Below are 24,203 nucleotides of genomic sequence, written 5' to 3' on the forward strand. Positions count from 1 at the left end.
ACGATGCAATCGATGCACAGAGCGTCTGAGGTTCAGTCATGAATATCGCACCGATCAAATCCAATCGTGACTATCGCCGGGTTCTCAGGGAGATCGAGGGACTGATGTATGCCCGGCGCAACTCGCCCGAAGGAGATCGGCTCGATGTATTGGTCACGCTGGTGGAAGCGTGGGAGCGCAAACATTACAGGCTCGATCTGCCGGATCCGGTGGAAGCGATTAGGTACCACATGGAGCAGAGCGGATTGCAACCGCGCGATCTCATACCCTCTATAGGCAGCCGAAACCGAGTACACGAGGTGCTCAATCGGCGGCGCGAGTTGACTCTCAATATGATCCGAAGACTGCATGAGGGGCTCGACATTCCAGCCGAGTCCCTCATCAAGATCGGGCAAAATAAGGCCGCCTAGACCGCCGCCTGCGCCCGCTTCACGTCCGGCGGCGTCGCTTCCTCGACGAGGGCGGCCAGCGCCTCGTCGGTCGGCATCACCTTCTGCCCGTCGCTGCCGAGCCGGCGGATCGAGACCGAATGGGTCTCGGCTTCCTTCTTGCCGACGACGAGCAGGGCAGGGATTTTCGCCAGCGAGTGCTCGCGGACCTTGTAGTTGATCTTCTCGTTGCGGAGGTCGATCTCGACACGCAGGCCGGCCCGTCGCGCGGCAGCCGCGACCACCTTGGCGTATTCGTCGCCTTCGGAGGTGATGGTCGTGACCACGACCTGGATCGGCGCCAGCCAGAGCGGGAAATTGCCGGCAAAGTGCTCGATCAGGATGCCGATGAAGCGTTCCATCGAGCCGCAGATCGCGCGATGCACCATCACCGGCGCTTTCTTCGAGCCATCGGCATCGATATAGAACGCACCGAAGCGCTCCGGCAGGTTGAAGTCGACCTGCGTGGTGCCGCATTGCCAATCGCGGCCGATGGCGTCGCGCAGCACATATTCGAACTTTGGCCCGTAGAACGCGCCTTCCCCCGGATTGATCTCGGTCTTGATGCGGTTACTGCCGCTGGCCTGAATTTCCGCCAGCACGGTCGCCATCACGCGCTCGGCATGATCCCACATCTCGTCGGTGCCGACGCGCTTCTCCGGCCGGGTCGAGAGCTTGACCGTGAGTTCGCCCTCGAAGCCAAAATCGGCGTAGGTCGACAGGATCAGGTCGTTGATCTTGAGGCACTCCTCGGCGAGTTGCGCCTCAGTACAGAAGACATGTGCGTCGTCTTGCGTAAAACCGCGCACGCGCATCAGGCCGTGCATCGCGCCCGAGGGCTCATAGCGATGCACCACACCAAACTCCGCAAGGCGTAGCGGCAGGTCGCGGTAGCTCTTCAGGCCGTGCTTGAAGATCTGCACATGGCCGGGGCAGTTCATCGGCTTCAGCGCAAACCAGCGCTTATCCTCCGCCTCGTCGCCGGCCGATTGCGCCGCGAACATATTCTCGCGGTACCAGTCCCAATGGCCCGAGGTTTCCCACAGCGCCTTGTCGAGGATCTGCGGCGCGTTGACCTCGTCATAGTCGCCGGTCAGGCGGCGGCGCATATAGGCAATCAGCGCCTGGAAAATGGTCCAGCCCTTCGGGTGCCAGAACACCACGCCGGGGCCTTCCTCCTGGAAGTGGAAGAGATCGAGCTCGCGGCCGAGCTTGCGATGGTCGCGCTTCTCGGCTTCCTCGATCTGCTTGAGGTAAGCATCGAGCTCTTCCTGCTTGGCGAACGCCGTGCCGTAGATGCGCGTCAGCATCGGGTTGTTGGCATCGCCGCGCCAGTAGGCGCCCGCCACCTTCATCAGCTTGAAGGCGTTGCCGACCTTGCCGGTCGAACTCATGTGCGGGCCGCGGCACAGGTCGAACCAGTCGCCCTGGAAGTAGATCTTGATCGGCTCGTCGCCGGGAATGGCGTCGACCAGCTCGACCTTGAAGGCCTCGCCCTTGTCGCGGAACACCTGCTTGGTTTTCTCGCGATCCCACACTTCCTTGGTGAAGGGCTTGTCGCGCGCGATGATCTCGCGCATCCGCTTTTCGATCGCCGCGAAATCTTCCGGCGTGAACGGCTCGTTGCGGAAGAAGTCGTAGTAGAAGCCGTTCTCGATCACCGGGCCGATCGTCACCTGCGTGCCCGGCCACAGCGATTGCACCGCTTCCGCCAGCACATGCGCGCAGTCATGCCGGATCAGTTCCAGCGCGCGGGGGTCCTCGCGGCTGATGAGCTCGATCTTCGCATCGTGCGAAATCGGATCGTTGAGATCGGTGACCATGCCGTCCAGCGCCATCGCCACCGTGCGCTTGGCGAGCGAGGGCGATATGCCCTTGGCGACGTCGAGCCCGGTGATGTCCTTGGCGAATTCGCGTTTCGCGCCGTCGGGGAAGGTGAGGGTGATTTTGTGCACGGGTTCGGCCGGTTTCAAATTCGCAAGGCCAAATTGGAATCCCGATGCGGGGGCATTGCTGTCAGGCATTGGCATCTCCTTGAGCTCACTCCTGCGAACGAGCGCAGGTAAGCGGGAAGCAGCGGTATAGCAGGGGATTCGGCTCCCGCAATCGGTCAATTTGCCAAAACAAGGGCGCGATAAACCGCGGCCGACAGGAGCCCTGGCGCCGTCAAATCAATAAATCTCATGCAGCGAATGCCAAATAGTCCGGTATCGCGTCCTTTTTTTGGCGCGCGGAGCGGCCTACATGCATCTGCATGAAACATGTGCCGGTGCCCGCCCTCATCGAACGCCGCTTTGCGCCCACCGCATTGATGCTCGGCAATGTTGTTACCGGCTGCTCGGTATTGGCGCCGGCGGGCATGCTGGTAGAGTTGTCTTCCGGTCTCGACATCAGTATCCGCACCGCGGGGCTATTGATCACTTTTGGCGCGATCATGCTCTGCATCGGCTCGCCGGTTACGGCGTGGCTGACCTCCAGGATCGATCGTCGCAACCTGCTAGTGGCGACGCTCGCGGTGCTGGCGCTCTCCAACATTGCTTCCGCCTTTGCGCCTGACTACGCGAGCCTGCTCGTCATTCGCCTGCTGATGCTGGCAATCGGCGCGCTCTACACGCCGCAGGCGGCGGGAACGGCCGCGCTGATCGTGCCTGAAGAAAGGCGCGGCAGCACCATCGCCTATATCTTTCTCGGCTGGTCTCTGGCTGCGGCCGTCGGCCTGCCGGCGATCACCTTCATCGCTAGCCGCTATAGTTGGCAGGCAGTCTATGGCGCCATCGGTGCAATGAGCTGCCTGAGTTTCCTCCTGCTGGCGTGGCGCCTGCCCCGCGGGCTGATGGGTGCGCCGGTCGACCTCAAGACCTGGGCAGCAATCGGCCGCAACCGGATGATCCTGCTGCTGCTGTTGATCACGACCGCGCAGATGTCCGGCCAGTTCGTGGTGTTCACCTATATGGGCCCGTTGTTGGCGCGGCTCACGGGCGCAGGCCCGGACCCAATCGCCGTGGTATTCGCGGTCTACGGCGTCTGCGGCGTCATCGGCACTGCCATCGGGACCCACATCGTGGATTCCTGGGGCGCCTGGAAGACCTCGATGCTGTTCACGTCGGTGTTGCTGGCAGGCATGGGCGGATGGGCGCTCAGCGCCGGCATCTATTCCCTGATGGCTGTCTCGGTCGCGATCTGGGGTATTGGATTTGCTTCCACCAATTCGATGCAGCAGGTGAGGTTGGTCGGCGCAGCGCCCGCGCTTGCGTCCGCGTCGGTATCGCTCAACACATCCGTGCTCTACGTCGGACAGGCCATTGGTTCGGCCATCGGCGGTTTTCTGTACGCGCGCGATTTGCTTTTCGCCAGTGGCTACGTCGGAGCGGCCTTTGTCGCGTTGGCGCTGGTGACGGTGATTCTAACCAAGCCGAAAAAAGTCCAGGGAAGCGCACCGCACTGATGCCGGCCCGAGGCTTTTGACATCCTTACGCGAGTTCCATAAATACGTAATGTTATAACATTACGCATGGGGGCTGTAAGCGATGGAAAAGATTGGCAATTGGCATGAAGTCAGGAGGCGGATCGGACGCCGAACGCGGTTCTTGGCAGTTCTGGCCGCAGCATCCTTTGCCGCGGACGGTGCGCGGCCCGCGATTGCTCAAGCCGTCCCTCAGGCTGTCCTGCCTGCGATTACGGTGGAAGGACGGCCAGCCACCAAGCAAAAGCAGCGAACCAGCAAGCGCTCGCAGATGCGGGCTGCGTCCGTCGCGCGCCAGGCGCAGACCGGCGCGGATCGAGCACCGCAAGGCCCAATCGACGGATGGCCAGGAGGCTTGCCGCGCGACCACATCCGTTCGACGACCGATCTCAACGTACCCAATGCGACCGGATCGCGACTGCCGGGCAGGGCTCGCGACATCCCCGCCAGCGTGGAGAGCATCAATCAGGCGACGATGCAGGAGCGAGGCAAGACTAGTTGGGTGGACGCCGTTCAAGGCCTGACCGGCTTCACGTCCGCCGTCCGGCCAGGAGCTGCCGGCGTCGCATCGACGCGCGGGTTCGTCGAGAACGGCATCGCGGTGCTCTATGACGGAATCCGTGTCACCAACACCACGATCAGCACGCGCAACTACGACAGCTTCATTTTCGATAGAGTAGACGTGCTGCGCGGACCGGCGTCGGTCCTTTACGGTGAAGGCGCCATCGGCGGTGCCGTCAATCTCGTTCGCAAGCAACCGAGCGGGGTCAACGAGCCGTGGGAAACAATCTCCTCGCTCACCACTCGCGAAGGCGTCCGTCAGGCCGCAGGAAAGGGAGGTCCGCTGGGGAACGGCTTCTCCTATCGGCTCGACGGCGTCGTCAACGGATACAACGGCCCGGTCGACGACAACCAGGTTAAATACGGCAACGTCGCAGGCGCCTTGCGCTGGGACGTGACGCCGCAATTGTCATCGACCGTCGATTTTGACTACATGAAATCGAAAATCGAGAACGCGTATTGGGGCACGCCCCTGGTGCGAGGGCAAATCCGCTCCGATCTCCGCGAGGTCAACTACAACAACCTGCCGAACAATAAATACGACGACAGTGTGCTGTGGCTGCGCTGGAACACGACGTATGACACCGAGGAGCTAAAGATCCGCAATCGCTTCTGGTCTTATCAATCCGATCGCGATTGGATCAACACGTACCGCTTTGCCTATATTCCCGCAGGCGGCACCTGCTCTTTCCGCGGGCAGAGCCTCCTCAACAACACCGGTACGGACCAAGTCTGCCGGCAAACGTGGGAGAATCTCGGCTACGACCATCGCTTCATTGGCGATCGTTTCGACGTGAACTGGAACGGCAGCTTGGGAGCGATGCCGCTGTCGACGGTCATCGGCGTTGAGGTTGCAAGCACGCGATGGGACAGTCCGCGCAACGAGGTGACATCGCTTCAACTCGTCGATCCCTATAATCCCGCACCGACGGATTTCTTCACGCGAGGCACTGCACGGACACAAAACGTGCGCGCGGATCTGACGCAGAAGGCGGTTTTCGGCGAGGCGCGCCTGGAGGTGCTCAAAGGAGTCAAAATTGTTGGCGGGTTTCGGGTCGATCAAATGGAGGTGGACTACAATCGGCAGCCGACGAACCAGCTCTACAGCAAAACGTTCGAACCCAGCACCTACCGCATGGGTGCACTGTGGGACATTCGCGCCGACACGACGCTCTACGCGCAATATGCAACTGCGGTTGAACCGCGCTTCGCTCTGTTCACATTGGGCGTCAGCGATACTCCCTTCAGCCTCACCAATGCGCGCCAGGTGGAAGGCGGTATCAAACACGCCTTCGCGAACGGACGAGGTGAGCTGTTGGCGGCCGTCTATCACATCGAAAAGACCGATATCCCCTCGACCGATCCTCTGACGGGATTCACGGTTCAGGTGGGCAAGCAGTCATCCCGCGGCTTTGAGATTTCCGGCAGTTATCGCCCGATGGAGACTTTGCGCCTTGAGGCGAACTTTGCCTACGTGAATGCCCGGTATGACGAATATCGAACCAGTGCGACCGCGAACTACACGGGCAATACGCCGCCGAATGTGCCGCAGGTCGTGGCGAACTTTGGAGCCACATGGCAGCCGTTCACAAACTGGGCGGTTGGCGGGTGGATCAATCACAAGGCCTCCATCAAGGCTGACGATACCAACCTCGTGACGTTGCCGTCTGCCACCACCGCGGATGTTTTTGCCACCTACCGCTTTGCGCAAAACGCCGACCTGACGTTCCGCGTTCGCAATATCACCGACGCGGTCTATGCAGCGTGGGCCACGGACGCGAACTACGTCATTCTTGGCGCGCCGCGGACCTTCGAACTTTCTCTCCGTACGCGCTGGTAGGCAGGCCCAGGAATGCTCGTTTGCAGCAGGCGTCGTGCTGCGCCAGCTGCGACGCGGACGGTTTCCGAGGCCGGCAAAGCGTTCGTGCCCGGAACACGGGGACGCCGGCGATCCGAACGCACGGCGCCAATCATTCACGGCGCCATCATTCAATGGCTCACGCCATCCCCTCCGATCGCAAGCAGGTCCGAGGGGACGCCCTCTACCTTGATACGCTGTCGCTCGGCCAGGGTTGTTGCGTCGAGAATTGCCACTTCGCCGGTACGCGGGTCGGAGACGGCGACATACGGGCCGATGGAAGCGATCCGCGGGCGGACGGTGCTCTGATCCATCGCATAGCGCTCGGTAACGCGTGTTTGGGCTTCGGTCGTGCCGGTCAACGGGTTGATGCCGAGAAGGGTACCGTCCTCAATGATGACAAAGAGCCGGTCTCCCGACTCCGGATGGAGATTGAAGTCCATCCTGCGCGCCGGCAGAGCGATGAAGCGGAAGTCCCCATCCGCAGCAGAAGGATCGACGATGACCACGCCGTCGACACCGAAATCACCGGCAACGAATGTAAATCCGGTTGCGCCGGTCATGCGGCGGATCATGCGTCCAGGCGGTAGCGAAGCTGGATAGGGGAGTTGGCGACTGACGACGCCGTTGCGTGCCATCTCGAGGATCGCAACACCATCCGCACATGCGAACACGACGAAGCGGCTGGTCGCCGCTTCGCCGTGCAAGCTTGGGCATTCAACCCGGTGCGGCTTTGGCGTGTCCTTGCTGCGGAGCTCGATCGCATCCGGAAGGCCTTCGCCTGCGGGTGGAATGGTGACGGCCAAACGCCTTGCCACCGGAACAGCCACGCCGTGATGCTTGATGCCGGTTTCGGCACGCTGAATGCGTTCCATGCGGCCCGCGACGAAATCTTGCTCGTTGAAAATCTGGGCTGTTCCGTCGCTATCGAAAAACACGGCAACGCGGACGTTGTCGTGCGCGAGGTGCGAAGGCCGCAAGCCGCGAAGCCGGGAAGACAAAAGCGCGGGAGCAGAAATCTTTATGTCGGCATGATCGCCGTGGCTCCCCCGTTCAATGCCGGTGTCGATGACAGCGACTTCATCCGCGTCGGGCTGCACGGCATACGCATAACGGCCAGAGGCTCCCGCGTGGAGGCGCGCCGGACTGGCCAGGGGCAGTGCGGCAAGCAATTGGCCGTTTTCGAGATCAAAGATCTTGAGCGCCGCCGCCTTGGCATCGGCAACCACGAGCCGGAAAGCCTGCGCGGTGCCCCCAGCGTGGGTGCGATGTTCGACGGCGGGGCCGTGCGCATCGCTGGTTGCGCTGGACATTCCGCAAAGAACCACCGCGATAGCAAGAAGTCGGCGCATCGCTGTCCTGTAAGATGGAGGATATGCAACGTTATAACGTAACAGGTGCAAGCGGCAAGATGCTTGGCACAGGTCACGCGTGATCAAGATGGGGATGATGGCCGGCACGCCGCGACATCGCGCCGAGGCCGTTACCGATTGGCGTAAGGCGCACCGGCGAGGCGGGTCAAGGCGGGCGTTGCGGCCATCTTGACCAGTACGTCCTTGACCGGATGCTCGGTCCAGGCCTGCGTCACGTAATCGCGATGGGTGACGCCATCAGGCGTCTGCACGAACACGACGCTGCCGGGCTTCAACGGCCCGTCCATGCTCTCGGTGACAGTGATGCCCCTGTCGCGGAGCATCTGCATCAGCTCCAGATCGTGCCGCTTGGTGTAGCGGGTGTATGCGCTGACAAAGAAGCCGGTCCGGTTTTTCTCGATCCACGACGCGAACTTGTCGAGTTCGCCATAGACGGCGTCGAGCAGGAACACGCCGCGGACCCGGTTGGGAAGGCCGCCGACTTCGAGGCTCCACGCCGTCGGCAGGAAGCCGCCGCTATAGCCGACGATCACGATCGGCATATTGGCGAACGCCTGCGCCGACTTCGGATCGCCGTAGAGGCGGGCGAGGTGGCTTGCTGACTCCTCAATGAAGCGCTTGAAGCCGCCCGGCTGCCAGAATTTGCCGGCCGAGGAGTCGGCGGCATTGACCGCCATTTGCGGGGCGAGCAGCACGGCGTTGACGCCTGAATCGGAGATCTGCTGCGGCACCAATTGCCGGTCGCGGACGTCGCGTTCCAGCGTCGCGCCGTTGCCGTGGAAGAACACCACGATCACACCCGGCTTCCTGACATCGAACGTCTCGGGGACATGCACCAGCACACGGCTATCGTTGTAGGTCTCGTCCTGCCAGTAGACCTTGCCGCTATAGCTGCGATGGCCCTTGCGGTCGCCTTTTACGATGTTGAGGAACGGTTCTTCAGAGCGCGGATTGGTGCCGAAATAGGGGAAGGCGGAGGATTTCATGCTGACCAGCGTGGTCAGTTCTTCACGCTCATTGCGGGGTAGCGTCAGCGTTGGCGTTAGCGAGGCGACCCGCACCGGCTCGGTACGCACCGCGCGCGGCTGCGGCGCGAGTGCGACCTGGCGCTGGACTTGCGGCAGGCTTTCACCCGCTCTCGGAAAACGGTCGACGAATTGCGGCTGGGGGAAACGGTCGTCGAACGTGTCGACGGAAGCCTGCGGCTTGGCGGCCCGGGATTTGGCGCCATCCGTGTTCGCCGCCAGCATTTCCGGGTTCGGCGCCTTACCGCATTGAACCAGGACGAAGGATAGCGGCACGACCAGCGCGGCCATCGCAGCCCAGTGGCATCGAAGCGGCAGCACACGGCGCGGCATGGCCGAAGACATCGCCCGGCTGGCGCGATCAACTATTGGGAATTTCGGATTAGCTCCGACCATCCACCTCAATGCCCCAAGATCCACCGTCAACCGGCGTATGCTCGCACGCGTTTAGGCGACGTTAAGCGTCCGGAAAAACTCCCCGCATCCGGAAGCCTGAAGAGACCATGCAATCGTGTCGCGATTGTGGGAACGCCACGATGTTTTCGCAATCGAGTAGTGGCACGGTGGCGTTGGCAGGTATTATAGGACCTATTTTGAGTCTCAATTTAAACCCTTGTTAACATTGCTTGAATTGAGGGGCGTCAGCCTGCACGATGAGCTCGTGGCTGGGCGCTGAAGGTATGGTCCGAGATGGCGGCATCAGAAACGGGAAGCCCGGCCTGGCCTGGCTCGCGCTCCGGCAGCGGCTCCACCGTTTCGGTCCTGGTGGCGGTTGCCATCGTAGTTGCCGACATGGTCGGTGTCGGCGTCTTCACCAGCCTCGGCTTTCAGGTCAAGGACATCCCCTCGGGCTTTTCCATCCTGCTGCTGTGGACGGTCGGCGGCATCGTCGCCTTGTGCGGGGTGTTTTCCTACGGCGAGCTCGGCGCGATGTTTCCGCGCTCGAGCGGTGAGTACAACTTCCTCGGCCGGGCCTATCACCCGGCCTTCGGTTTTGTGGCGGGCTGGGTGTCGGCGACGGTCGGCTTTGCAGCGCCAGTGGCGCTCGCCGCCATGGCGTTTGGCGAGTACGGCAAGTCGGTGCTGCCCAACACGCCGCCGCTGGCACTTGCGATCGGCGTGGTCTGGCTGGTGTCGCTGGTGCAACTCGCCGGCATCAGGCACTCCTCGACCTTTCAACTGGTCGCGACCATCCTGAAGGTAGTGCTGATCGTAGCCTTCCTGGTTTGCGGCTTCGTGATCGGCACCGCGCAGCCGGTGTCGTTCGCGCCGTCAGCTTCCGACTTCACCCATATCGTCAGCGCACCGTTCGCGATCAGCCTTGTATTTGTGATGTATTCGTTCTCAGGGTGGAACGCGGCAACCTACATCATCGGCGAGGTGAGGCTGCCGGAGCGCAACGTGCCGCGGGCGATGCTGGTCGGAACACTGATCGTGCTCGTGCTGTATGTCGCGCTCAACGCCGTGTTTCTGCACACCGCGCCGATCGACAAGCTTGCGGGCCAGCTCGATGTCGCCCGCATCTCCGGCAGCTACATCTTCGGCGAGTTCGGCGGCCGCATCGTCGGCGCGATGATCTGCTTCGGGCTGATCTCCTCGATCAGCGCCATGATGTGGATCGGGCCGCGCGTCATGATGACTATGGGCGAGGATATTCCGGTGCTGCGGCCGTTCGCCAGCCGGTCGGCCAGCGGTGCGCCGGCCTACGCCATTCTGTTTCAGCTTACGGTCGCGAGCCTGATGCTGCTCACGCGCAGCTTCGAGGCGGTGCTCGACTTCATTCAGTTCGCGCTGCTGTTCTGCTCATTCTTTACCGTGCTCGGGGTGATCAAGCTGCGCATCATGCAGCCGGATCTGCCGCGGCCCTACCGTGCCTGGGGATACCCGGTAACCCCTGTGGTTTTCCTGCTCGTGACCGGGTTCATGATGTACTACCTTCTGACCGAACGGCCGTTGCAGTCGCTGCTGGGTCTTTTGATCATGTTTTCAGGTCTCTTGATTTACGCCGTCTTCGGCACGCGGGCAGATCAAGTCCCTGTGGCGGCAGCGGGGCGCGAATGAGCATGCTGCACTGTCTGAGAACGGCGGCGGTTGCTGCTTTCATGCTGCTGGCGGCCGTGGCTGCCGTCCATGCCCAAACCGCAACGGAGGACGACACAGCGAAATTTCTCGCGGGCATGATGCCGTCGGCGGACTCGCCGCTGGCGCCGCTCACCAAAGATCCTGCCTGGCAACGCCACGCCAAATTCTTCGACACCGCGTTCGGCCAACTCGAGCAGCGCCAGATATCGCGAATCCGCGCCTGGGCGGATACCAATCTGGCGGCGCCGAAGCCGACCATGTTCTACATGTTCTCAGGCCCGGACTTTCTCTACGCGAACGCCTTTTATTCGAAGGCATCGACGTACGTATTGAGTGCGCTCGAGCCGGTCGGCTCGGTGCCCGACCTGACTCGATTGCCGCGCGGCGGCATCGCGTCCGCGCTCTACAATGTCGAACGTTCGCTCAGTTCGATTCTGAGCTTCAGCTTCTTCATCACCAAGCAGATGAAGACCGATCTGCAGGCGGGCCAGATCAGCGGCACCTTGCCGATCCTTTACGTGTTCCTGGCGCGCTCGGGCATGACGGTGAAGAGCGTTAGTCCGATCTCGCTGGACGACAAGGGCGCGGCGTATTTCGCACGCGAAAATCCCGGGCCGAATGCCGTGCGCGGCGTGCGCATCATCTTCGTGGACCCCGACGGTCAGGACAAGACGCTGTATTATTTCTCGACCGATCTATCCAACTCCGGCGTCAAGGCGAGCGGTTTTCTGAAATTCTGTGCGACGCTCGCGCCCGGCAACAGCCTGATCAAAAGCGCGTCCTATCTGCTGCACTCCGCTAACTTCACCGCCGTGCGCGACTTCCTGCTCGCCAACAGCGCCACCATCATTCAGGACGATTCTGGAATTCCGCTCGCTTTTTACAATCAGAAGAAGTGGCGCTTCTTCCCGTTCGGCCGTTATCTGGGACCGATCGACGAGTTCCCCGAGCGCTACCAGGAATCCTACGCCGCACTGTTCCGCCGCGCTCAGCCGATCGATTTCGGCATCGGCTATCGCTGGCGCACGGCTGAATCCAATGTGCTGCTGTCGGTGAGATTGCCCGATGACGGCACGGCCACCTCCGAAGTCACGCCGTCAGCCGAGACGCCGCCACCGCCGCCGCGTCCGCGCCGGCCGCGACCGCCGGCGGATGTCGGACCGCAGCCGAGAGCCGGATTTTTCTTCTGGCGTTGAGCGGCGGAATCCAGGCTTGCCGCGAGCGTCGCATTCACGAGGGATTGACGCCGCGCCAACGTCCGTAGCGCCACGGCAGATACCATCGTGCCCCCGGCGGGGTGGTGAGCGGCACGTTATCGATGCCGGAGGTGCCCCACGGATGGCAGCGTAATAGCCTCGCCAACGTCATCCAGCCGCCGCCCCACAAACCGAAACGTTCGATCGCCTCATCGCCATACACCGAGCAGGTCGGCAGATGCCGGCAATTGTAACCGACCAGCAATGACAGCGAGTGCCGATAGATCCAGATCAGTGCGCGTCCTGCATTTCGCGGCAGACGACGGACCATGCTGGCACAATCTGTGCATTGTTTTCGCTGTGACGCTGAATGATCTGCCGGAGCCATGCGGGACTATGTACGTAGTTTCGCGGGAGTTCCCAAGCAAGGAACTCAATTCGTGCAGATATTTAGCCACAGTTCGCAATTATCGCACTGCAAACTGACGCAACAAGCCAAGGTATTATGGACGACACACGTCAGCACAGTTACCGTTTTCATACGGATCGATGACAGAATCATCTCGCGTTAAAACGGGGCCATTGCCGCCCGTCGTAGACGGGGCTTGGGGGAAGGATCCAAATTGAGGTTTGTGACTTCGCTGAAATTTCGCGGCCTGGCGCTTCTCGGTGCCACTGCCTTCTGTCTCGCACTGCCTGGCGCGATCACGATGCTGGGCAATTCGGCTCATGCCGGCGGCACCCTCGAAGAACGCAAACAGCCGATGCATTTCAAGTGGAATGCATGCCAGCCGGATTGCAGGGGCTGGGTGTCGGCGGTCGGCATCGTCACAGCGGATAGTCCGCGGGAGTTCGATGAATTCGCCAAGGGTCGCCAGCTCGCCGGCGCGACCATCGTGCTGGATTCCAGCGGCGGCTCGGTCAACGATTCCATCGCGCTTGGCCGGCGGTTCCGCAGTCTCGGCGCGCTGACGACCGTCGGCTCAACTGTGCGCACCAAGACCCCGCTCGGCGAACGCGTGAGCGTCGTGCCGGAAGCCTATTGCGAGTCGATGTGCGTGTTCCTGCTGCTGTCGGGCAAGACACGTTACGTGCCGCCCGCCGCACATGTCCGGGTGCACCAGATCTGGATGGGCGATCGCGCCGACGACGCCAAGGCCGCAAGCTACAGCGCGCAGGACCTGATGATCGTGGAGCGCGACATCGGTCGGCTTGCGAAATTCACCTTCGACATGGGCGGCACCGGCGATTTGCTGTCGCTCGCGCTCAGCGTGCCGCCGTGGGAAGATCTGCACAAATTGTCACACGGCGAATTGCGCCTGACCAATCTCGTGACGACCGATGCAGCCGCCGACGTGTTCCCGCAGGACAATGCGTCGGTACCGATGGCCGAGGCGAAGCCTTCCAAGCCGCAGGATCGCTTCGTCAGTTCCGCGATGGAGGGCGACGCGCAACAGCAGACCGGTAAATCGACCAAGACTGCCGAAGCCGCGGTTCCGACCGGCTCTGCGACCACGCCGGCGCAGCCGGCTCAGCCGGCTCAGCCGGCTCAGCCGCAGAAGTAGGCTTTATCCGCTTAAAGAGTGTCATCATCCGCGAAGGCGGATGATCCAGTACGCCGCGGCATCTGTAATTGATCGAGAATTCCCGGCGTACTGGATGCCCGCCTTCGCGGGCATGACAGGATACGGTTGGGCGGGAAGTTCCCCTTACGCCTGCGCCGGCTGCTTTGCCCTGGCTTCGATCTGGCCGATGGCGTCGACCACGGCGTCGAATGTCAGCATGGTCGAGGCGTGGCGGGCCTTGTAGTCGCGCACCGGCTCGAGCAGGGCGATGTCGGCCCATTTGCCCTGCGGGGGACTGCCATTTTCCTTCAACATCTTGCGCACGATTTCTCGCAATTCACGTAACTCGCTAGCCGTCGAGCCGACCACATGGCTTGCCATGATCGAGGAGGAGGCTTGTCCGAGCGCGCAGGCCTTCACGTCATGGGCGAAGTCGCTGACCACAGGCCCGTCCATCTTGAGGTCGACCTTGACGGTCGAGCCACACAGTTTGGAGTGGGCGGTGGCGCTGGCGTGGGGGTCGGGGAGGCGGCCGAGGCGGGGGATATTGCCCGCTAGTTCAATGATCCGCTTGTTGTAGATGTCGTTCAGCATGAGAATCAGTGTCCCGGGCGGCGATCCAAGCGCCCTTGGCGGCTGGGTTTCATCGTCCTATATATGGACAGGAACGGCGGAAAAACAGCCCGGCCGTTTGCCTTGGGCGGACGGACATGGACCAGACATGGAAACCAGTTCGGCCGTCCGCGTGTTGTGGATGGGACTCAGGCGCCCGGCGGCAAAACCGCCCCGTCTGCCCGGTGACACTCCGGTCTCTGCAGGCCGGTCGAACGGAGAAGACATGGACGCATTGATCAAATCCCTCCGCCCTGGCAAGCCTTCCGAAGTCAAGCCTTCCGATTTGAAGCCTTCCGAAGTGAAATCGCCCGACGTGGCCCCGGAAACCCGCTCAGCCGAGCTCGATCCGGCCGAGTTTCTGGCCGCTGCCGTCCGCGCCGACCTGCCGCGCCCGTCACGCGCCGAGGCCGAACACGCCGTGCACACGCTGCTAAGCTATATCGGCGAAAACCCCGATCGCGAGGGTTTGCTGGATACGCCCCGCCGCGTGGTCGAAGCCTTCGACGAGCTCTATCAGGGCTATCATCAGTGCCCGGCCGAGGTGCTGGACCGCACCTTTGGCGAAACCGCCGGCTATGACGATTTTGTCCTGGTCCGCGACATCGAATTCACCTCGCAATGCGAGCATCACATGATGCCGTTCTACGGTAGGGCGCATATCGCCTATACGCCGGTCGAGCGGGTGGTGGGGCTGTCGAAGCTGGCGCGGCTCACCGATATCTTCGCCCGCCGCCTGCAGACCCAGGAGCACCTGACGGCCCAAATCGCAGCCGCGATCGACGAGGTGTTGAAACCCCGCGGCGTTGCCGTGCTGATCGAGGCGGAGCATACCTGCATGTCGGTGCGCGGCGTCGCCAAGCATGGCGCGATAACGTTCACCAGCCGGTTCACCGGCATGTTCCGCGACAATCCGGCGGAGCAGCAGCGTTTCCTGTCCCTGGTGCGAGGGCCGAACCGGTAGCCTCGCCGAAATTCTCCGCGAGGCCCTGCCGTGTCCACATCCGCAACGACCGATGAACGCGAAGAGGGGCTGACCTTCCAGCCCAAGTTCGACGCGTCCGGTCTCGTAACCTGTGTGGCGACCGATGCCGCGACCGGCGACGTGCTGATGGTCGCGCACATGAACGAGGAAGCGCTGCGCAAGACGATCGCAAGCGGCGATGCCTGGTACTTCAGCCGGTCGCGCAACGCGTTGTGGCGAAAAGGTGAGACGTCAGGTCAGACCCAGCGCGTGGTCGAGCTGCGCATTGATTGCGATCAGGATGCCATCTGGATTCGCGTCGAGCAGCAGGGCGCTGCGTGTCACACCGGGCGGCATTCCTGCTTCTACCGCAAGATCGACGCCGCCGGGGGCGGTGCGCTGCTGACGTTCGTCGATGCCGACCGGCAGTTCGATCCGAACAATGTTTATCGGAAATAGCTGGCGTTGATGCCGGGCTGGTCACGCCAACAGCTCACCGATCATAGCGGCTGCGCGTCTCGCACCATCGGCTTCGACCGGTTTCGGTCTATCCGGCCTCGACATAGCCAACATCATGGCGTCGGCGATCATATCGGGGGTCGACGAAGCGAAGTCCATTTGGATGCCTGCGCCATAGCGGCGGAGCCGGTGGGCGACGTGAAAGTTCTGCTCGAAATGGTTTCGCAGTGGAAAATAGACAAACGGCGTCCCGGCGGCAGTGAGCTCCATGCATGTGGTGAGCCCGCCCTGAACCAGCGCCATGTCACACGCTGCGAGATGCCGGTCGAGATTGGCGACGAACGACCGTATCTCGACGCTCTCCGGCGCCGGCAGCGACGCTGGATTAATGCGGGGACCGGCGACCACCACCATGCGCAACGCCGGCAGCTTGGCCTTCACAATGGGATAGGCCTGCAGGACGCGCTTGATCAGGTGAGCCCCGATCCCCGAGCCGCCGACGGTGACGATGCAAATCTGCTCGGCGTTCCGGTAGCCCAGCGCTTCGCGAAGAAATTGGCGGCTGCCGAAGCTTTGGGGGTGCTCGCCGATAACGTAGCCGGCGAAATCGAAGTGCCTCGGTACCCAATCGCGCATCAGCGGCAGATCCGCCCCGAACGATAGCGGCACCACGTCTTCAGGGTGGCCTACGAAAATCGCTCGATCGCGCACGCCAGGATGCTGCTCGACATGTTCGATCATCTCGGCATTGTAGTCGGCCGTTAGCAGCGCCTCATGTTTGCCGCCGGACGGCATCGGCACGTAGCCGACAAAGTCGGTCAACCAAACGAGTTTTGCCTTTTTCAGCTCGGGGTGCTCGTGCCAGTAGTGGTCGATATCCCAGGCCTCGTCCGCAATCACGATGTCGTAAGCGCCTTGCTGGACGGCGTCCTGGAAGATCATGAAGTTCTTGATCAGCACCTCGTCCATGCGGCGGAGCGCCTGAAAGCAGTGCAATTCGTGTTCGCCGCTTTCGAGCTCGATATGCTGCGTTTCGCTCGCCAACCTCGCACTTAGTGGATGAACATGCTCGTTGCCGGCCTCGAGCAGACGCGTGACCGGATCTTGCGCCAGCCAGTCAACCGTGAGGTCAGGATGAAGCTGGCGCAGCTCGCGGGCGATGGCGATGTCGCGGCGGCCATGGCCGAGACCGATCGGCGAGGAGAGATAGAGGGCGCGCTTTTGCCGTGCACTGTGCGGCAAGGTCTCACGTGCAGGCGGGCGGATGGCAAGACGGCGATCGATGAAGTCGTTGATCAGCGCGTTTGATTTTGCCGGATACCGCCCGAGTGGGTTATGACCGCCGTCTCTGATCGTTACGAACTCCGAGCCGCTCACCGCGGCGTGCGCCGCCCTGGCGCGCTCGTAGGGCTGAATCTGGTCGTTGTCGCCGTGGATGAACAGAACCGGGCAGCGGATGCTGCGGTACATTTCCGCGCTGACGTCGAATTGGGGAGGAATGTTTCGGGCTTCGACCGTTTTGATCAGGGTTGGTCCATCCGTCTCGGCAGCCCAACCGACCCCGTCCTCGATCTGTTTGGTCGAATGCGGCTCGTTGCAGATATTGCGAACGAAGAACTCCGCGAAATCGGGGTAATTCTTCAGCCAATAGTCACGGTTGAACTTGTCCCAGCCGTCGTAACTGTCTCTCTCGGCGAGAAAATGCGAGGCCGCAAATCTCGCCTGGTGCGCGGGTCCGATGGTCGAGACCGTGCCGGCGAGGATGGCTGCCCGCACACGCGTCGGGTGATAGGCCGCGACAATGGAAGCGAGCAACCCGCCAAACGAAAGTCCGACCAGGATAGCTTGCTCCACCTCGAGGCCGTCCATCACGGCAAGCACGTCGGCGAGGTAGTTGTCGAGCGTGTAGGCAGTGACGTCTTCCGGTCGATCGGATTTGCCGTTGCCGCGACCATCATAGGCGATGCAGCGGAAACGTTCGCTGAAGTAGGGAAGCTGCGCCTTGTAGATCCGCGAGTGGACGATGCTCCATGGCGGGATAAACAGAATAGTTTCTGCGCCGGTGCCGTAGATTTCGTAGGCGAGTTTGACGCCGTCGCGGGCGATGAAACCCTCGCTGTCGGGCAATTTTGCGCGCATGGCATCACCTCTTTTTTGGTGAAGATCCTTCCGCAATCCGGATGAGGTCTCCGACGCGCCGCAGCGACGCCCTTATCGGAGCGCCTTTTTTTTCCAGTCCCAGCAGGAACAGGCTTTCGCCGCCGATGAAACTGGAGGCGGCGATCGCGCCGACCTCTTCCGCCGAGAACGGCCCGAGCGGCCCGATCATCTGTTCGGTCCTCCGTACCACGCCTACGATCAGGTCGATCCAGCCCATGAGGCCGGCTCGGATCACCTTTGCTACTTCCGGGTCATGCCAGCTCACCGCGATCAGCTCCTGCAGCACCCGCACATAACCGGAGGCGATATCCTCATCGAGGTAATCACAGGCGCGGTCCCATTGCTCGGACAGTTTTAGCGATGGATCTTCGAACAGCCTGTTCTGCCGGTCGAGCAGTTGAGCATTGAGATATTCGAACAGCTCCAGAACCATGTTCTGCTTGGAGCCAAAATGGTAGTGGATCTGGCTTAAGGGCACGGCCGCTTCTGCAGCGACTTCGCGAGTGGAAAGTCCGGCATAGCCGGCGCGGCGCAACACCTTCTTGGCAGCTTCGAGCAAGCTCGTGCTGGTTTCGATCTTCTTCACTGCCGCGCGCGCCATGGTACCTCATGATGTGATGGAAGCGTCAAAGACGCTACATGCATTCCGGCCGAGAAGGCCAGCCTTGCCGTTTCAACCCTCTACTGGTCGCAAAACCGGTGCCCGGAGCTGGGCCGGGCACCGTGAAACAGATGTCATCCAACCTTCGCCTTGTGTCGCGGCAGCGGGATCAGCATCGAGACCTGCTGCCGGTAGCGGCGGTACTGGTCGCCGAACAGCGCTATCAGGTCGCGCTCCTCGAGCCAGATGCCGATCAGGATGTAGCCGGTAGTGGCGATGGCGAATAGCAGATGACCGAACGTCATCACTGGCGTCGCCCAGAACGCAAGCAGGAAGCCGAGATAGATCGGATGCCGGACCACCTTGTAGAACATCGGCGTTTTGAACTCGGCCGGGGGCAACTCGCGCCCGAGAAGCCGCGCCAGCACCTGGCGCAGGCCGAACAACTCGAAATGGTTGATCATGAAGGTGCTGGCGAGCACCACCACCCAGCCGATCCAGAAGATCGTCTCAATCACAATTGCCGCAACTGGATCGGTCACCGACCAGATGACGCCGGTCATTGGCCGCCATTGCCAGTAGAGCAGCAGCAACGAGAGGCTGGCCAACAGCACGAAGGTCGTGCGCTCAACGGATTGCGGCACGATTCTCGTCCACCAGCGTTTGAAGGCGGGACGCGCCATTACGCTGTGCTGGATTGCAAACAAGCCAAGCAGGACGACATTGATGAGCAGCGAGGGAACGAGCGGCCCGGGGGTGCCGCTATCGATGGTCTTCGGTACCGGCAAGTTGCCGACAAAGGCAATCGCATAAAGAAATGTACCGAGAAACAGCAAGTACGTGAGCGTGCCGTACAGCATAGCCGTCAAGCCGCCGGTTAGGGTCTTTGCGGGAGGGGAGTGGAGTGCATGGTCTGTCATGATCTTGATCCTCTCTGGGAACACTGCGGAAGCCTTGCTTTCAGTGCGGACGGTCGTGATTGCCCGGAACTTCTCCTCGTTTGCGAGCCGGTCAGATCCAACGTCAAATATTCAGTCGGTCGAACGACCGAAAAGTTCATTCCGCTTTATGTTGGAAATGCGGCATTTTAACCCGGCATTAACCATAAATGGCTCAGGCTGGGTCGGTGAGGCGCCGGATTGGCGGCGTTCACGAGCTCGCGCGAGGTTTCGCGAGGAGCGGGGCACCACAGATATGGCGGTCGACACATCAAACGCCACGGCTGCGGCAGGTGTCGATCCCGCGCGCGCGAGGATCGCGGGCTCGATCAAGCAGGCCGCATCCACCACCGGTGCCAGCTTCGAATATCTGCTCGCCACCGCAAAGATGGAATCCAATTTCAACCCGAAGGCCGCCGCAACCACCTCGTCGGCGCGCGGGCTGTTTCAGTTCATCGACCAGACCTGGCTCGGCACGGTGAAGGAGGCGGGTGCCCATCTCGGCTACGGTAAATATGCCGACGCCATCACCAAGAATCCGTCCGGCAGCTATTCGGTCGACGATCCCGCGGCACGCGCCGCGATCATGCGGCTGCGCGACGATCCCGAGGCCGCCTCATCGATGGCGGCGGTGCTGACGCAATCCAACAGTTTCAAACTGACCGGCAAGATCGGCCGCCGCCCGACCGATGCCGAACTCTACATGGCGCATTTCATGGGCGTCGGCGGCGCCGGCAAGCTGATCCAGAACGCCGAGGACAATCCGAACGCGTCTGCGGCGCGAATGTTTCCAGCGGCAGCCGCGGCCAACCAGTCGATCTTCTATGACCGCTCCGGGCAGCCGCGCAGCGTCTCGCAGGTCTATTCGGTGCTGAGCACGCGCTATGCGGCTGCCGCCAGTTCGCCGGTGACGCGCACGGCGATGGCGGCGGCCGGCGGCGATCTGCCACGGCGCGTCACGGTCGCGAGCGCCGCGCCGGCAGCGATGGCGATCGACAACGCCTCCTATCTCTCGAGCTTCCCGGATTCGCGCGCCGTGACGCCGACAGGCCCGACGTCGCAGGCTGCTTCGGCGTCAACGGAGCCGATCTTCCGCTCGTTGTTTCAGGCGGGTGAACGCACGCAGCCGATTTCGCTGGCCGTGCAGGAATTGTGGGGCGGCAATTCGTCGTCGGCGTCAGTTGCCTCCGCGAGCACCGTATTGTCGGGACATAAGCCCGAAGTCCGCGCACCGGGAAGGCTCGATCTTTTCAGCGACCGCAGCGGCACGTTCAGTAGCTGAGATTGCAGCGGCATGTTCGACGGCTGACCCTCATGGTGAGGAGGCGCGTTAGCGCCGTCTCGAACCATGCGGCCCCAGTCGGGCCTTCATCCTTCGAGACGCGCGTTCCGCGCTCCTCAGGATGAGGACGACGCAGTAGGCCGTCCTCGCACCCTTAACAAAACGTCAATAAAACCAGCCGTTTATGGTGAACCCTTTGTTAAGCGTCATGGTTTATTTTTTCTAATAGTGGCACCGCGTCACGGTGTCGTCTCAGGTTGCGTAGCCAGGACCATGATCGTTCGGCAGTTCATCAGTTGGATTCGTACCGCCCCGGCAGGCGAGCGGGCAGAGGCGACGCGGGCACTGGCGCGGGCCTGGTTGATTTCAGATCTCAGCGAGGACGATCGCAGCGCCGCTGAAGGCGCGCTGTTGATGCTGCTCGATGATCCGTCGCCACTGGTGCGCCAGGCGATGTCGGAAGTCTTCGCGCGCAGCTCGGATGCGCCGGCTGCGATCGTGCAGGCGCTCTCGCTCGACCAGCCCTCGATCGCGCTTCCCATCCTCGAACATTCGCCGCTTCTGATCGACGCCGACCTCGTCGACATCGTCGCCACCGGCAACAGCGACATGCAATGCGCAATCGCCCGCCGCATCAACCTGCCGCCCTCGGTTTCCGCTGCGATTGCCGAAGTCGGCTCGGCGGCCGCGGCGCTCGAACTGATCGAGAATGCCTACGCGGAATTGGCGCCGTTTTCCTGGGACCGTATCGTCGAACGCCACGGCCATCTCGCCGCAATCAGGGAATCGATGCTGGTGCTGGAAGGCCTGCCCGCCGCCACCCGCGTGGCGCTGGTCGCGAAACTCTCCGAGACGCTGGCGCAATTCGTCGTCGCCCGTAACTGGCTGAGCGCCGACCGGGCAGGCCGGCTGGCGAACGAGGCGCGCGAGCGCTCGGCCGTGAACATCGCGGCGCGTTCGCGCGGCGACGACATGCTGGGCCTGGTGCGGCACCTGCGTGCCACCGGGCAACTGACCGCAGGCCTGATCCTGCGCGCGCTGTTGTCGGGCAATCTCGAACTGTTCGATGCGGCGCTTGCCGAACTCGCCGACCTGCCGCTGGCCCGCGTCACCGCGCTGCTGCACGACCGCGGTGGCGCCAGCCTGCAGGCGCTCCTGATCCGCGCGGGCCTTCCCGAATCCACGTTCGGCGCGTTCCGTATCGCGCTCGAGGTCAGCCATGAGACCGGCTTTGTCGACACGATCGGCGGCGCCGCGAGACTGCGTCGCCGCATGGTCGAGCGTGTGCTGACCCATTGCGAGACCGACCGCAAGTCTGCCGAGCCGCTGTTGATCCTGCTGCGGCGCTTCGCAACCGAGTCCGCGCGCGAGGAAGCCCGCCTGTTCTGCGAGGAACTGGTCGCCGACGAAGCGTTCGTGCCGGCCGTGCGCGATCTGATCGCGGCGTAGCTCTCGATCTCACCGTCATTGCGAGGAGTGTAAGCGACGAAGCAATCCATCGTCCACATATGCGGCGCGATGCATTGCTTCGCGGAGCCTGTCATCGGGCGCGCATTAGCGCGACCCGTTGGCTCGCAATGACGGGAGGACTTACTCCGCCGGCACGATGCTCGGCGCCAGGATCGCTTCGAGATGCTCGGGGCGGTCGCGGTTGACCTTGAGCAGGAATTCATCCGCGACGCCGCGGAGCTGCTTACTCAGCGCGCTCGCCATCACGGCGGTGTCGAGCTTGGTGCGTTCGCGCACGATCGCCTGAATGGCGTTGATGTGATGGGTAATCAGCTCGGATGGGACCTGGTCGAGATCAGGCGCATGTTCGATGATGCGGCACAGGCTTTCGGCGGCGGCGCCGGCGGAAGGGAAGCCGAACGTGGCGGCGTCGCCCTTGATGTCATGGGCGGCGCGAAACAGCTCTTCACGGCTATCGATGGTGAAACCGTCGCGGAGAATCGTTGCGTGCGCGGCCGAGAGCCGGTCCGCCTCGATCGCCATCCAGTTCTTGAATTCGCCGGATAGTCCCGCAAGCGCCTTTTCCGCGCGCCCGACAGGATCGTCGAGATCGGATTCGGGAACGCGCAGCAATACCTTGCGCAACGGATTGGGCTGCGTGATCACGTGATGATCGGCAAACGATTTGACCTGTATCGTGCCGGGTTTTTCTTTCGCCATGATGGTCTCTCCAGGCCGCGCTAGATGTTCGTCCGCGCCTTGTCGAGCAGCGACGGCTGTTGCATGACTTCCACCTCGCCACCGACCCTGCGCTCGGGGCCGATATAGGCATTGTTGGTGTTGCGCCGCCGGTCGGGGCCGAAATAGGTCTTGGTCTTGATGAAGGGGCGCGGATTGGCGACCACGTTGAGGATGCGCTGATAGAGTCCCTTGGCCGAGATCGGCTTGGCCAGAAATTCAGTGACGCCGGCGTCGCGCGCGACCGTGACGCGCCGCTTCTCCGAATGTCCGGTCAGCATGATGATCGGCGCGTAAGGGTTACCCTTCGATTCCGGCTGCCGGATCATCTGCGCCAGTTCGAGGCCATCGAAGATCGGCATCGCCCAGTCGGTGATGACGATGTCGGGCACATAGTGGCTGTACATTTCGAGCGCGGTGGCGCCGTCCTCGGCTTCATAGGCTTCGCGCGCGCCGAACGAATGCAGCAGCGTCCGCAGGATGCGGCGCATATGCGGATTGTCGTCGCAAATCAGGAACCGCAGCTTGTTGAAGTCAATGCGATACATGGTCCGGCCCGGCCAAACGGTATACTGGCGTTAACCATATCGCGGCGCGGGTTAAGGAATGGTTGCAAGCCGGCGTGAGGAGGGCTCCGGTGAATCCGAATTAGTACCCGAACTGCTCGCGCAGGATGCGTTCCTCGAGGCTGTGGCCGGGGTCGAATAGCATCCGCATCGAAATCGTCTTGTCGGACAACACCTCGACACGGCGGACATCGCGCACGTCGTCATGGTCGGCGGCGGCCGCGACCGGACGCTTTTCACCCTCGAGCACCTCGATCACAACAAAGGCGGAGTTCGGGAGGAGGGCGCCGCGCCAGCGGCGCGGGCGGAATGCGCTGATCGGGGTCAGCGCCAGAAGCGCGGCATTGATGGGCAAAATCGGTCCCTGCGCCGACAGATTATAGGCGGTGGAGCCAGCCGGCGTCGCCACCAGGATGCCGTCGGCGATCAATTCCGCCATCCGCTCGTGCTCGTCGATCAGGATGCGCAAGTGTGCGGCCTGGTTGGTCTGGCGAAACAGCGCGACTTCGTTGATGGCGTGATGCAGATGCACTACGCCGTGCACGTCGGTCGCACGCATCAAGAGCGGATTGATCAGGGATTCCCGCGCCGCCGCCAGTCTTGTATGCAAATCGTGCGTGGTGAATTCGTTCATCAGGAAGCCGACGGTGCCGCGATGCATGCCGTAGATCGGCTTGCCCGAGCGCATATGGGCGTGCAGCGTCTGCAGCATCAATCCATCGCCGCCGAGCGCCACCACGACGTCGGCGTCGTCGGCGTCATGATTGCCGTAGAGCTTGACGAGCTGCGCCAGCGCGGCCTGCGCCTCGGCACCGGCGCTCGCGACGAAGGCGATCCGGTCGTATCGCTTGGGGGTGGCCATCGACGACGAACTCATACCTGG

At 62.3% G+C, this 24,203-nt stretch carries 21 protein-coding genes and 1 pseudogene; 11 read left to right on the forward strand and 11 right to left on the reverse strand.

What is annotated here, in order from left to right; all coding sequences use genetic code 11:
* The first annotated feature begins 38 nt into the window (after positions 1 to 38).
* Positions 39 to 410, forward strand: a complete 372-nt coding sequence (locus RX328_RS20690) for a type II toxin-antitoxin system HigA family antitoxin (RefSeq protein WP_213245704.1) — start codon at positions 39 to 41, stop codon at positions 408 to 410.
* Here RX328_RS20690 and thrS read toward each other — a convergent pair.
* Positions 407 to 2,452 carry a threonine--tRNA ligase gene (gene thrS / locus RX328_RS20695; protein ID WP_213245702.1) on the reverse strand — a complete coding sequence of 682 codons (2,046 nt, stop codon included), beginning with the start codon at positions 2,450 to 2,452 and terminating at the stop codon, positions 407 to 409. The two genes, RX328_RS20690 and thrS, sit on opposite strands and share 4 nt — an antisense overlap.
* Before the next feature lie 287 nt (positions 2,453 to 2,739).
* Between thrS and RX328_RS20700 the strand changes: the two genes are divergently transcribed.
* The 3 genes and pseudogenes from RX328_RS20700 to RX328_RS20705 all read left to right on the forward strand — a co-directional run bounded on the left by RX328_RS20700 (position 2,740) and on the right by RX328_RS20705 (position 6,292).
* On the forward strand, positions 2,740 to 3,873 hold the full coding sequence (locus RX328_RS20700; protein WP_409410716.1) for an MFS transporter: 1,134 nt from the start codon (positions 2,740 to 2,742) through the stop codon (positions 3,871 to 3,873).
* Between the two features lie 493 nt (positions 3,874 to 4,366).
* Positions 4,367 to 4,567, forward strand: a pseudogene (locus RX328_RS43775) (TonB-dependent receptor plug domain-containing protein); the annotation flags it as partial.
* A gap of 6 nt (positions 4,568 to 4,573) precedes the next feature.
* Positions 4,574 to 6,292, forward strand: a complete 1,719-nt coding sequence (locus RX328_RS20705; protein WP_317258789.1) for a TonB-dependent receptor — start codon at positions 4,574 to 4,576, stop codon at positions 6,290 to 6,292.
* Between the two features lie 149 nt (positions 6,293 to 6,441).
* On the opposite strand, the gene RX328_RS20710 is transcribed toward RX328_RS20705, so the two are convergent.
* Together RX328_RS20710 and RX328_RS20715 are read right to left on the reverse strand one after the other, a co-directional pair.
* Entirely contained in the window at positions 6,442 to 7,770 is a 1,329-nt protein-coding gene (locus tag RX328_RS20710; protein WP_213245696.1) for a hypothetical protein, read from the reverse strand.
* A 23-nt stretch (positions 7,771 to 7,793) separates the two neighbouring features.
* Positions 7,794 to 9,104 (reverse strand): alpha/beta hydrolase, encoded by a 1,311-nt coding sequence (locus tag RX328_RS20715; RefSeq protein WP_213245694.1) that lies wholly within the window; start codon positions 9,102 to 9,104, stop codon positions 7,794 to 7,796.
* 294 nt (positions 9,105 to 9,398) lie between these two features.
* On the opposite strand from RX328_RS20715, the gene RX328_RS20720 reads away from it, so the two are divergent.
* A complete protein-coding gene (locus RX328_RS20720) occupies positions 9,399 to 10,769 on the forward strand; it encodes an APC family permease (RefSeq protein ID WP_213245692.1) in 1,371 nt (456 codons plus the stop codon).
* A gap of 2 nt (positions 10,770 to 10,771) precedes the next feature.
* The gene (locus RX328_RS20725) at positions 10,772 to 11,986 is read left to right on the forward strand and encodes a hypothetical protein (protein WP_213246312.1); all 1,215 of its coding nucleotides are present in this window, start codon (positions 10,772 to 10,774) and stop codon (positions 11,984 to 11,986) included.
* A gap of 34 nt (positions 11,987 to 12,020) precedes the next feature.
* Here RX328_RS20725 and yidD read toward each other — a convergent pair whose 3' ends face one another.
* Positions 12,021 to 12,317, reverse strand: a complete 297-nt coding sequence (gene yidD, locus RX328_RS20730; RefSeq protein ID WP_213245690.1) for a membrane protein insertion efficiency factor YidD — start codon at positions 12,315 to 12,317, stop codon at positions 12,021 to 12,023.
* A gap of 292 nt (positions 12,318 to 12,609) precedes the next feature.
* Between yidD and RX328_RS20735 the strand changes: the two genes are divergently transcribed.
* Positions 12,610 to 13,551: a hypothetical protein gene (locus RX328_RS20735; RefSeq protein ID WP_213245688.1), complete on the forward strand. Its 942-nt coding sequence runs from the start codon at positions 12,610 to 12,612 to the stop codon at positions 13,549 to 13,551.
* A 144-nt stretch (positions 13,552 to 13,695) separates the two neighbouring features.
* On the opposite strand, the gene RX328_RS20740 is transcribed toward RX328_RS20735, so the two are convergent.
* The gene (locus RX328_RS20740) at positions 13,696 to 14,145 is read right to left on the reverse strand and encodes an iron-sulfur cluster assembly scaffold protein (RefSeq protein WP_213245686.1); all 450 of its coding nucleotides are present in this window, start codon (positions 14,143 to 14,145) and stop codon (positions 13,696 to 13,698) included.
* A gap of 244 nt (positions 14,146 to 14,389) precedes the next feature.
* On the opposite strand from RX328_RS20740, the gene folE reads away from it, so the two are divergent.
* Complete coding sequence (gene folE / locus RX328_RS20745; protein ID WP_213245684.1) at positions 14,390 to 15,127, forward strand: GTP cyclohydrolase I FolE; 738 nt, start codon at positions 14,390 to 14,392, stop codon at positions 15,125 to 15,127.
* A gap of 30 nt (positions 15,128 to 15,157) precedes the next feature.
* Entirely contained in the window at positions 15,158 to 15,586 is a 429-nt protein-coding gene (hisI, locus tag RX328_RS20750) for a phosphoribosyl-AMP cyclohydrolase (protein WP_213245680.1), read from the forward strand.
* Positions 15,587 to 15,607: 21 nt separating this feature from the next.
* Here hisI and RX328_RS20755 read toward each other — a convergent pair whose 3' ends face one another.
* The 3 genes from RX328_RS20755 to mddA all read right to left on the reverse strand — a co-directional run bounded on the left by RX328_RS20755 (position 15,608) and on the right by mddA (position 19,267).
* On the reverse strand, positions 15,608 to 17,725 hold the full coding sequence (locus RX328_RS20755) for an alpha/beta hydrolase (RefSeq protein WP_213245678.1): 2,118 nt from the start codon (positions 17,723 to 17,725) through the stop codon (positions 15,608 to 15,610).
* 4 nt (positions 17,726 to 17,729) lie between these two features.
* Complete coding sequence (locus tag RX328_RS20760; protein WP_213245676.1) at positions 17,730 to 18,347, reverse strand: TetR/AcrR family transcriptional regulator; 618 nt, start codon at positions 18,345 to 18,347, stop codon at positions 17,730 to 17,732.
* Positions 18,348 to 18,481: 134 nt separating this feature from the next.
* A complete protein-coding gene (gene mddA / locus RX328_RS20765) occupies positions 18,482 to 19,267 on the reverse strand; it encodes a methanethiol S-methyltransferase (RefSeq protein WP_249725973.1) in 786 nt (261 codons plus the stop codon).
* Between the two features lie 274 nt (positions 19,268 to 19,541).
* Between mddA and RX328_RS20770 the strand changes: the two genes are divergently transcribed.
* Both RX328_RS20770 and RX328_RS20775 read left to right on the forward strand, forming a co-directional pair.
* Positions 19,542 to 20,567: a transglycosylase SLT domain-containing protein gene (locus tag RX328_RS20770; protein WP_213245674.1), complete on the forward strand. Its 1,026-nt coding sequence runs from the start codon at positions 19,542 to 19,544 to the stop codon at positions 20,565 to 20,567.
* Between the two features lie 273 nt (positions 20,568 to 20,840).
* Entirely contained in the window at positions 20,841 to 22,016 is a 1,176-nt protein-coding gene (locus RX328_RS20775) for a DUF2336 domain-containing protein (RefSeq protein ID WP_213245672.1), read from the forward strand.
* A 141-nt stretch (positions 22,017 to 22,157) separates the two neighbouring features.
* On the opposite strand, the gene RX328_RS20780 is transcribed toward RX328_RS20775, so the two are convergent.
* The 3 genes from RX328_RS20780 to RX328_RS20790 all read right to left on the reverse strand — a co-directional run bounded on the left by RX328_RS20780 (position 22,158) and on the right by RX328_RS20790 (position 24,182).
* Positions 22,158 to 22,736, reverse strand: a complete 579-nt coding sequence (locus RX328_RS20780; protein WP_213245670.1) for an Hpt domain-containing protein — start codon at positions 22,734 to 22,736, stop codon at positions 22,158 to 22,160.
* A 20-nt stretch (positions 22,737 to 22,756) separates the two neighbouring features.
* A complete protein-coding gene (locus tag RX328_RS20785) occupies positions 22,757 to 23,302 on the reverse strand; it encodes a response regulator (RefSeq protein WP_213245668.1) in 546 nt (181 codons plus the stop codon).
* Between the two features lie 100 nt (positions 23,303 to 23,402).
* Entirely contained in the window at positions 23,403 to 24,182 is a 780-nt protein-coding gene (locus RX328_RS20790) for an NAD kinase (protein WP_213245666.1), read from the reverse strand.
* Positions 24,183 to 24,203: the final 21 nt, after the last annotated feature.

Origin of the sequence: Bradyrhizobium sp. sBnM-33 (genome assembly GCF_032917945.1) — a bacterium.
Taxonomy (GTDB): Bacteria; Pseudomonadota; Alphaproteobacteria; order Rhizobiales; family Xanthobacteraceae; genus Bradyrhizobium.

Coding starts and splice junctions, on each gene's coding strand:
- RX328_RS20690 (WP_213245704.1), top strand. CDS start 39: ATGAATATCGCACCGATCAAATCCAATCGTGACTATCGCCGGGTTCTC.
- thrS (WP_213245702.1), bottom strand. CDS start 2,452: ATGCCTGACAGCAATGCCCCCGCATCGGGATTCCAATTTGGCCTTGCG.
- RX328_RS20700 (WP_409410716.1), top strand. CDS start 2,740: ATGCTCGGCAATGTTGTTACCGGCTGCTCGGTATTGGCGCCGGCGGGC.
- RX328_RS20715 (WP_213245694.1), bottom strand. CDS start 9,104: ATGGTCGGAGCTAATCCGAAATTCCCAATAGTTGATCGCGCCAGCCGG.
- RX328_RS20720 (WP_213245692.1), top strand. CDS start 9,399: ATGGCGGCATCAGAAACGGGAAGCCCGGCCTGGCCTGGCTCGCGCTCC.
- RX328_RS20725 (WP_213246312.1), top strand. CDS start 10,772: ATGCTGCACTGTCTGAGAACGGCGGCGGTTGCTGCTTTCATGCTGCTG.
- yidD (WP_213245690.1), bottom strand. CDS start 12,317: ATGGTCCGTCGTCTGCCGCGAAATGCAGGACGCGCACTGATCTGGATC.
- RX328_RS20740 (WP_213245686.1), bottom strand. CDS start 14,145: ATGCTGAACGACATCTACAACAAGCGGATCATTGAACTAGCGGGCAAT.
- folE (WP_213245684.1), top strand. CDS start 14,390: ATGGACGCATTGATCAAATCCCTCCGCCCTGGCAAGCCTTCCGAAGTC.
- RX328_RS20755 (WP_213245678.1), bottom strand. CDS start 17,725: ATGCGCGCAAAATTGCCCGACAGCGAGGGTTTCATCGCCCGCGACGGC.
- RX328_RS20760 (WP_213245676.1), bottom strand. CDS start 18,347: ATGGCGCGCGCGGCAGTGAAGAAGATCGAAACCAGCACGAGCTTGCTC.
- mddA (WP_249725973.1), bottom strand. CDS start 19,267: ATGACAGACCATGCACTCCACTCCCCTCCCGCAAAGACCCTAACCGGC.
- RX328_RS20770 (WP_213245674.1), top strand. CDS start 19,542: ATGGCGGTCGACACATCAAACGCCACGGCTGCGGCAGGTGTCGATCCC.
- RX328_RS20775 (WP_213245672.1), top strand. CDS start 20,841: ATGATCGTTCGGCAGTTCATCAGTTGGATTCGTACCGCCCCGGCAGGC.
- RX328_RS20780 (WP_213245670.1), bottom strand. CDS start 22,736: ATGGCGAAAGAAAAACCCGGCACGATACAGGTCAAATCGTTTGCCGAT.
- RX328_RS20785 (WP_213245668.1), bottom strand. CDS start 23,302: ATGTATCGCATTGACTTCAACAAGCTGCGGTTCCTGATTTGCGACGAC.
- RX328_RS20790 (WP_213245666.1), bottom strand. CDS start 24,182: ATGGCCACCCCCAAGCGATACGACCGGATCGCCTTCGTCGCGAGCGCC.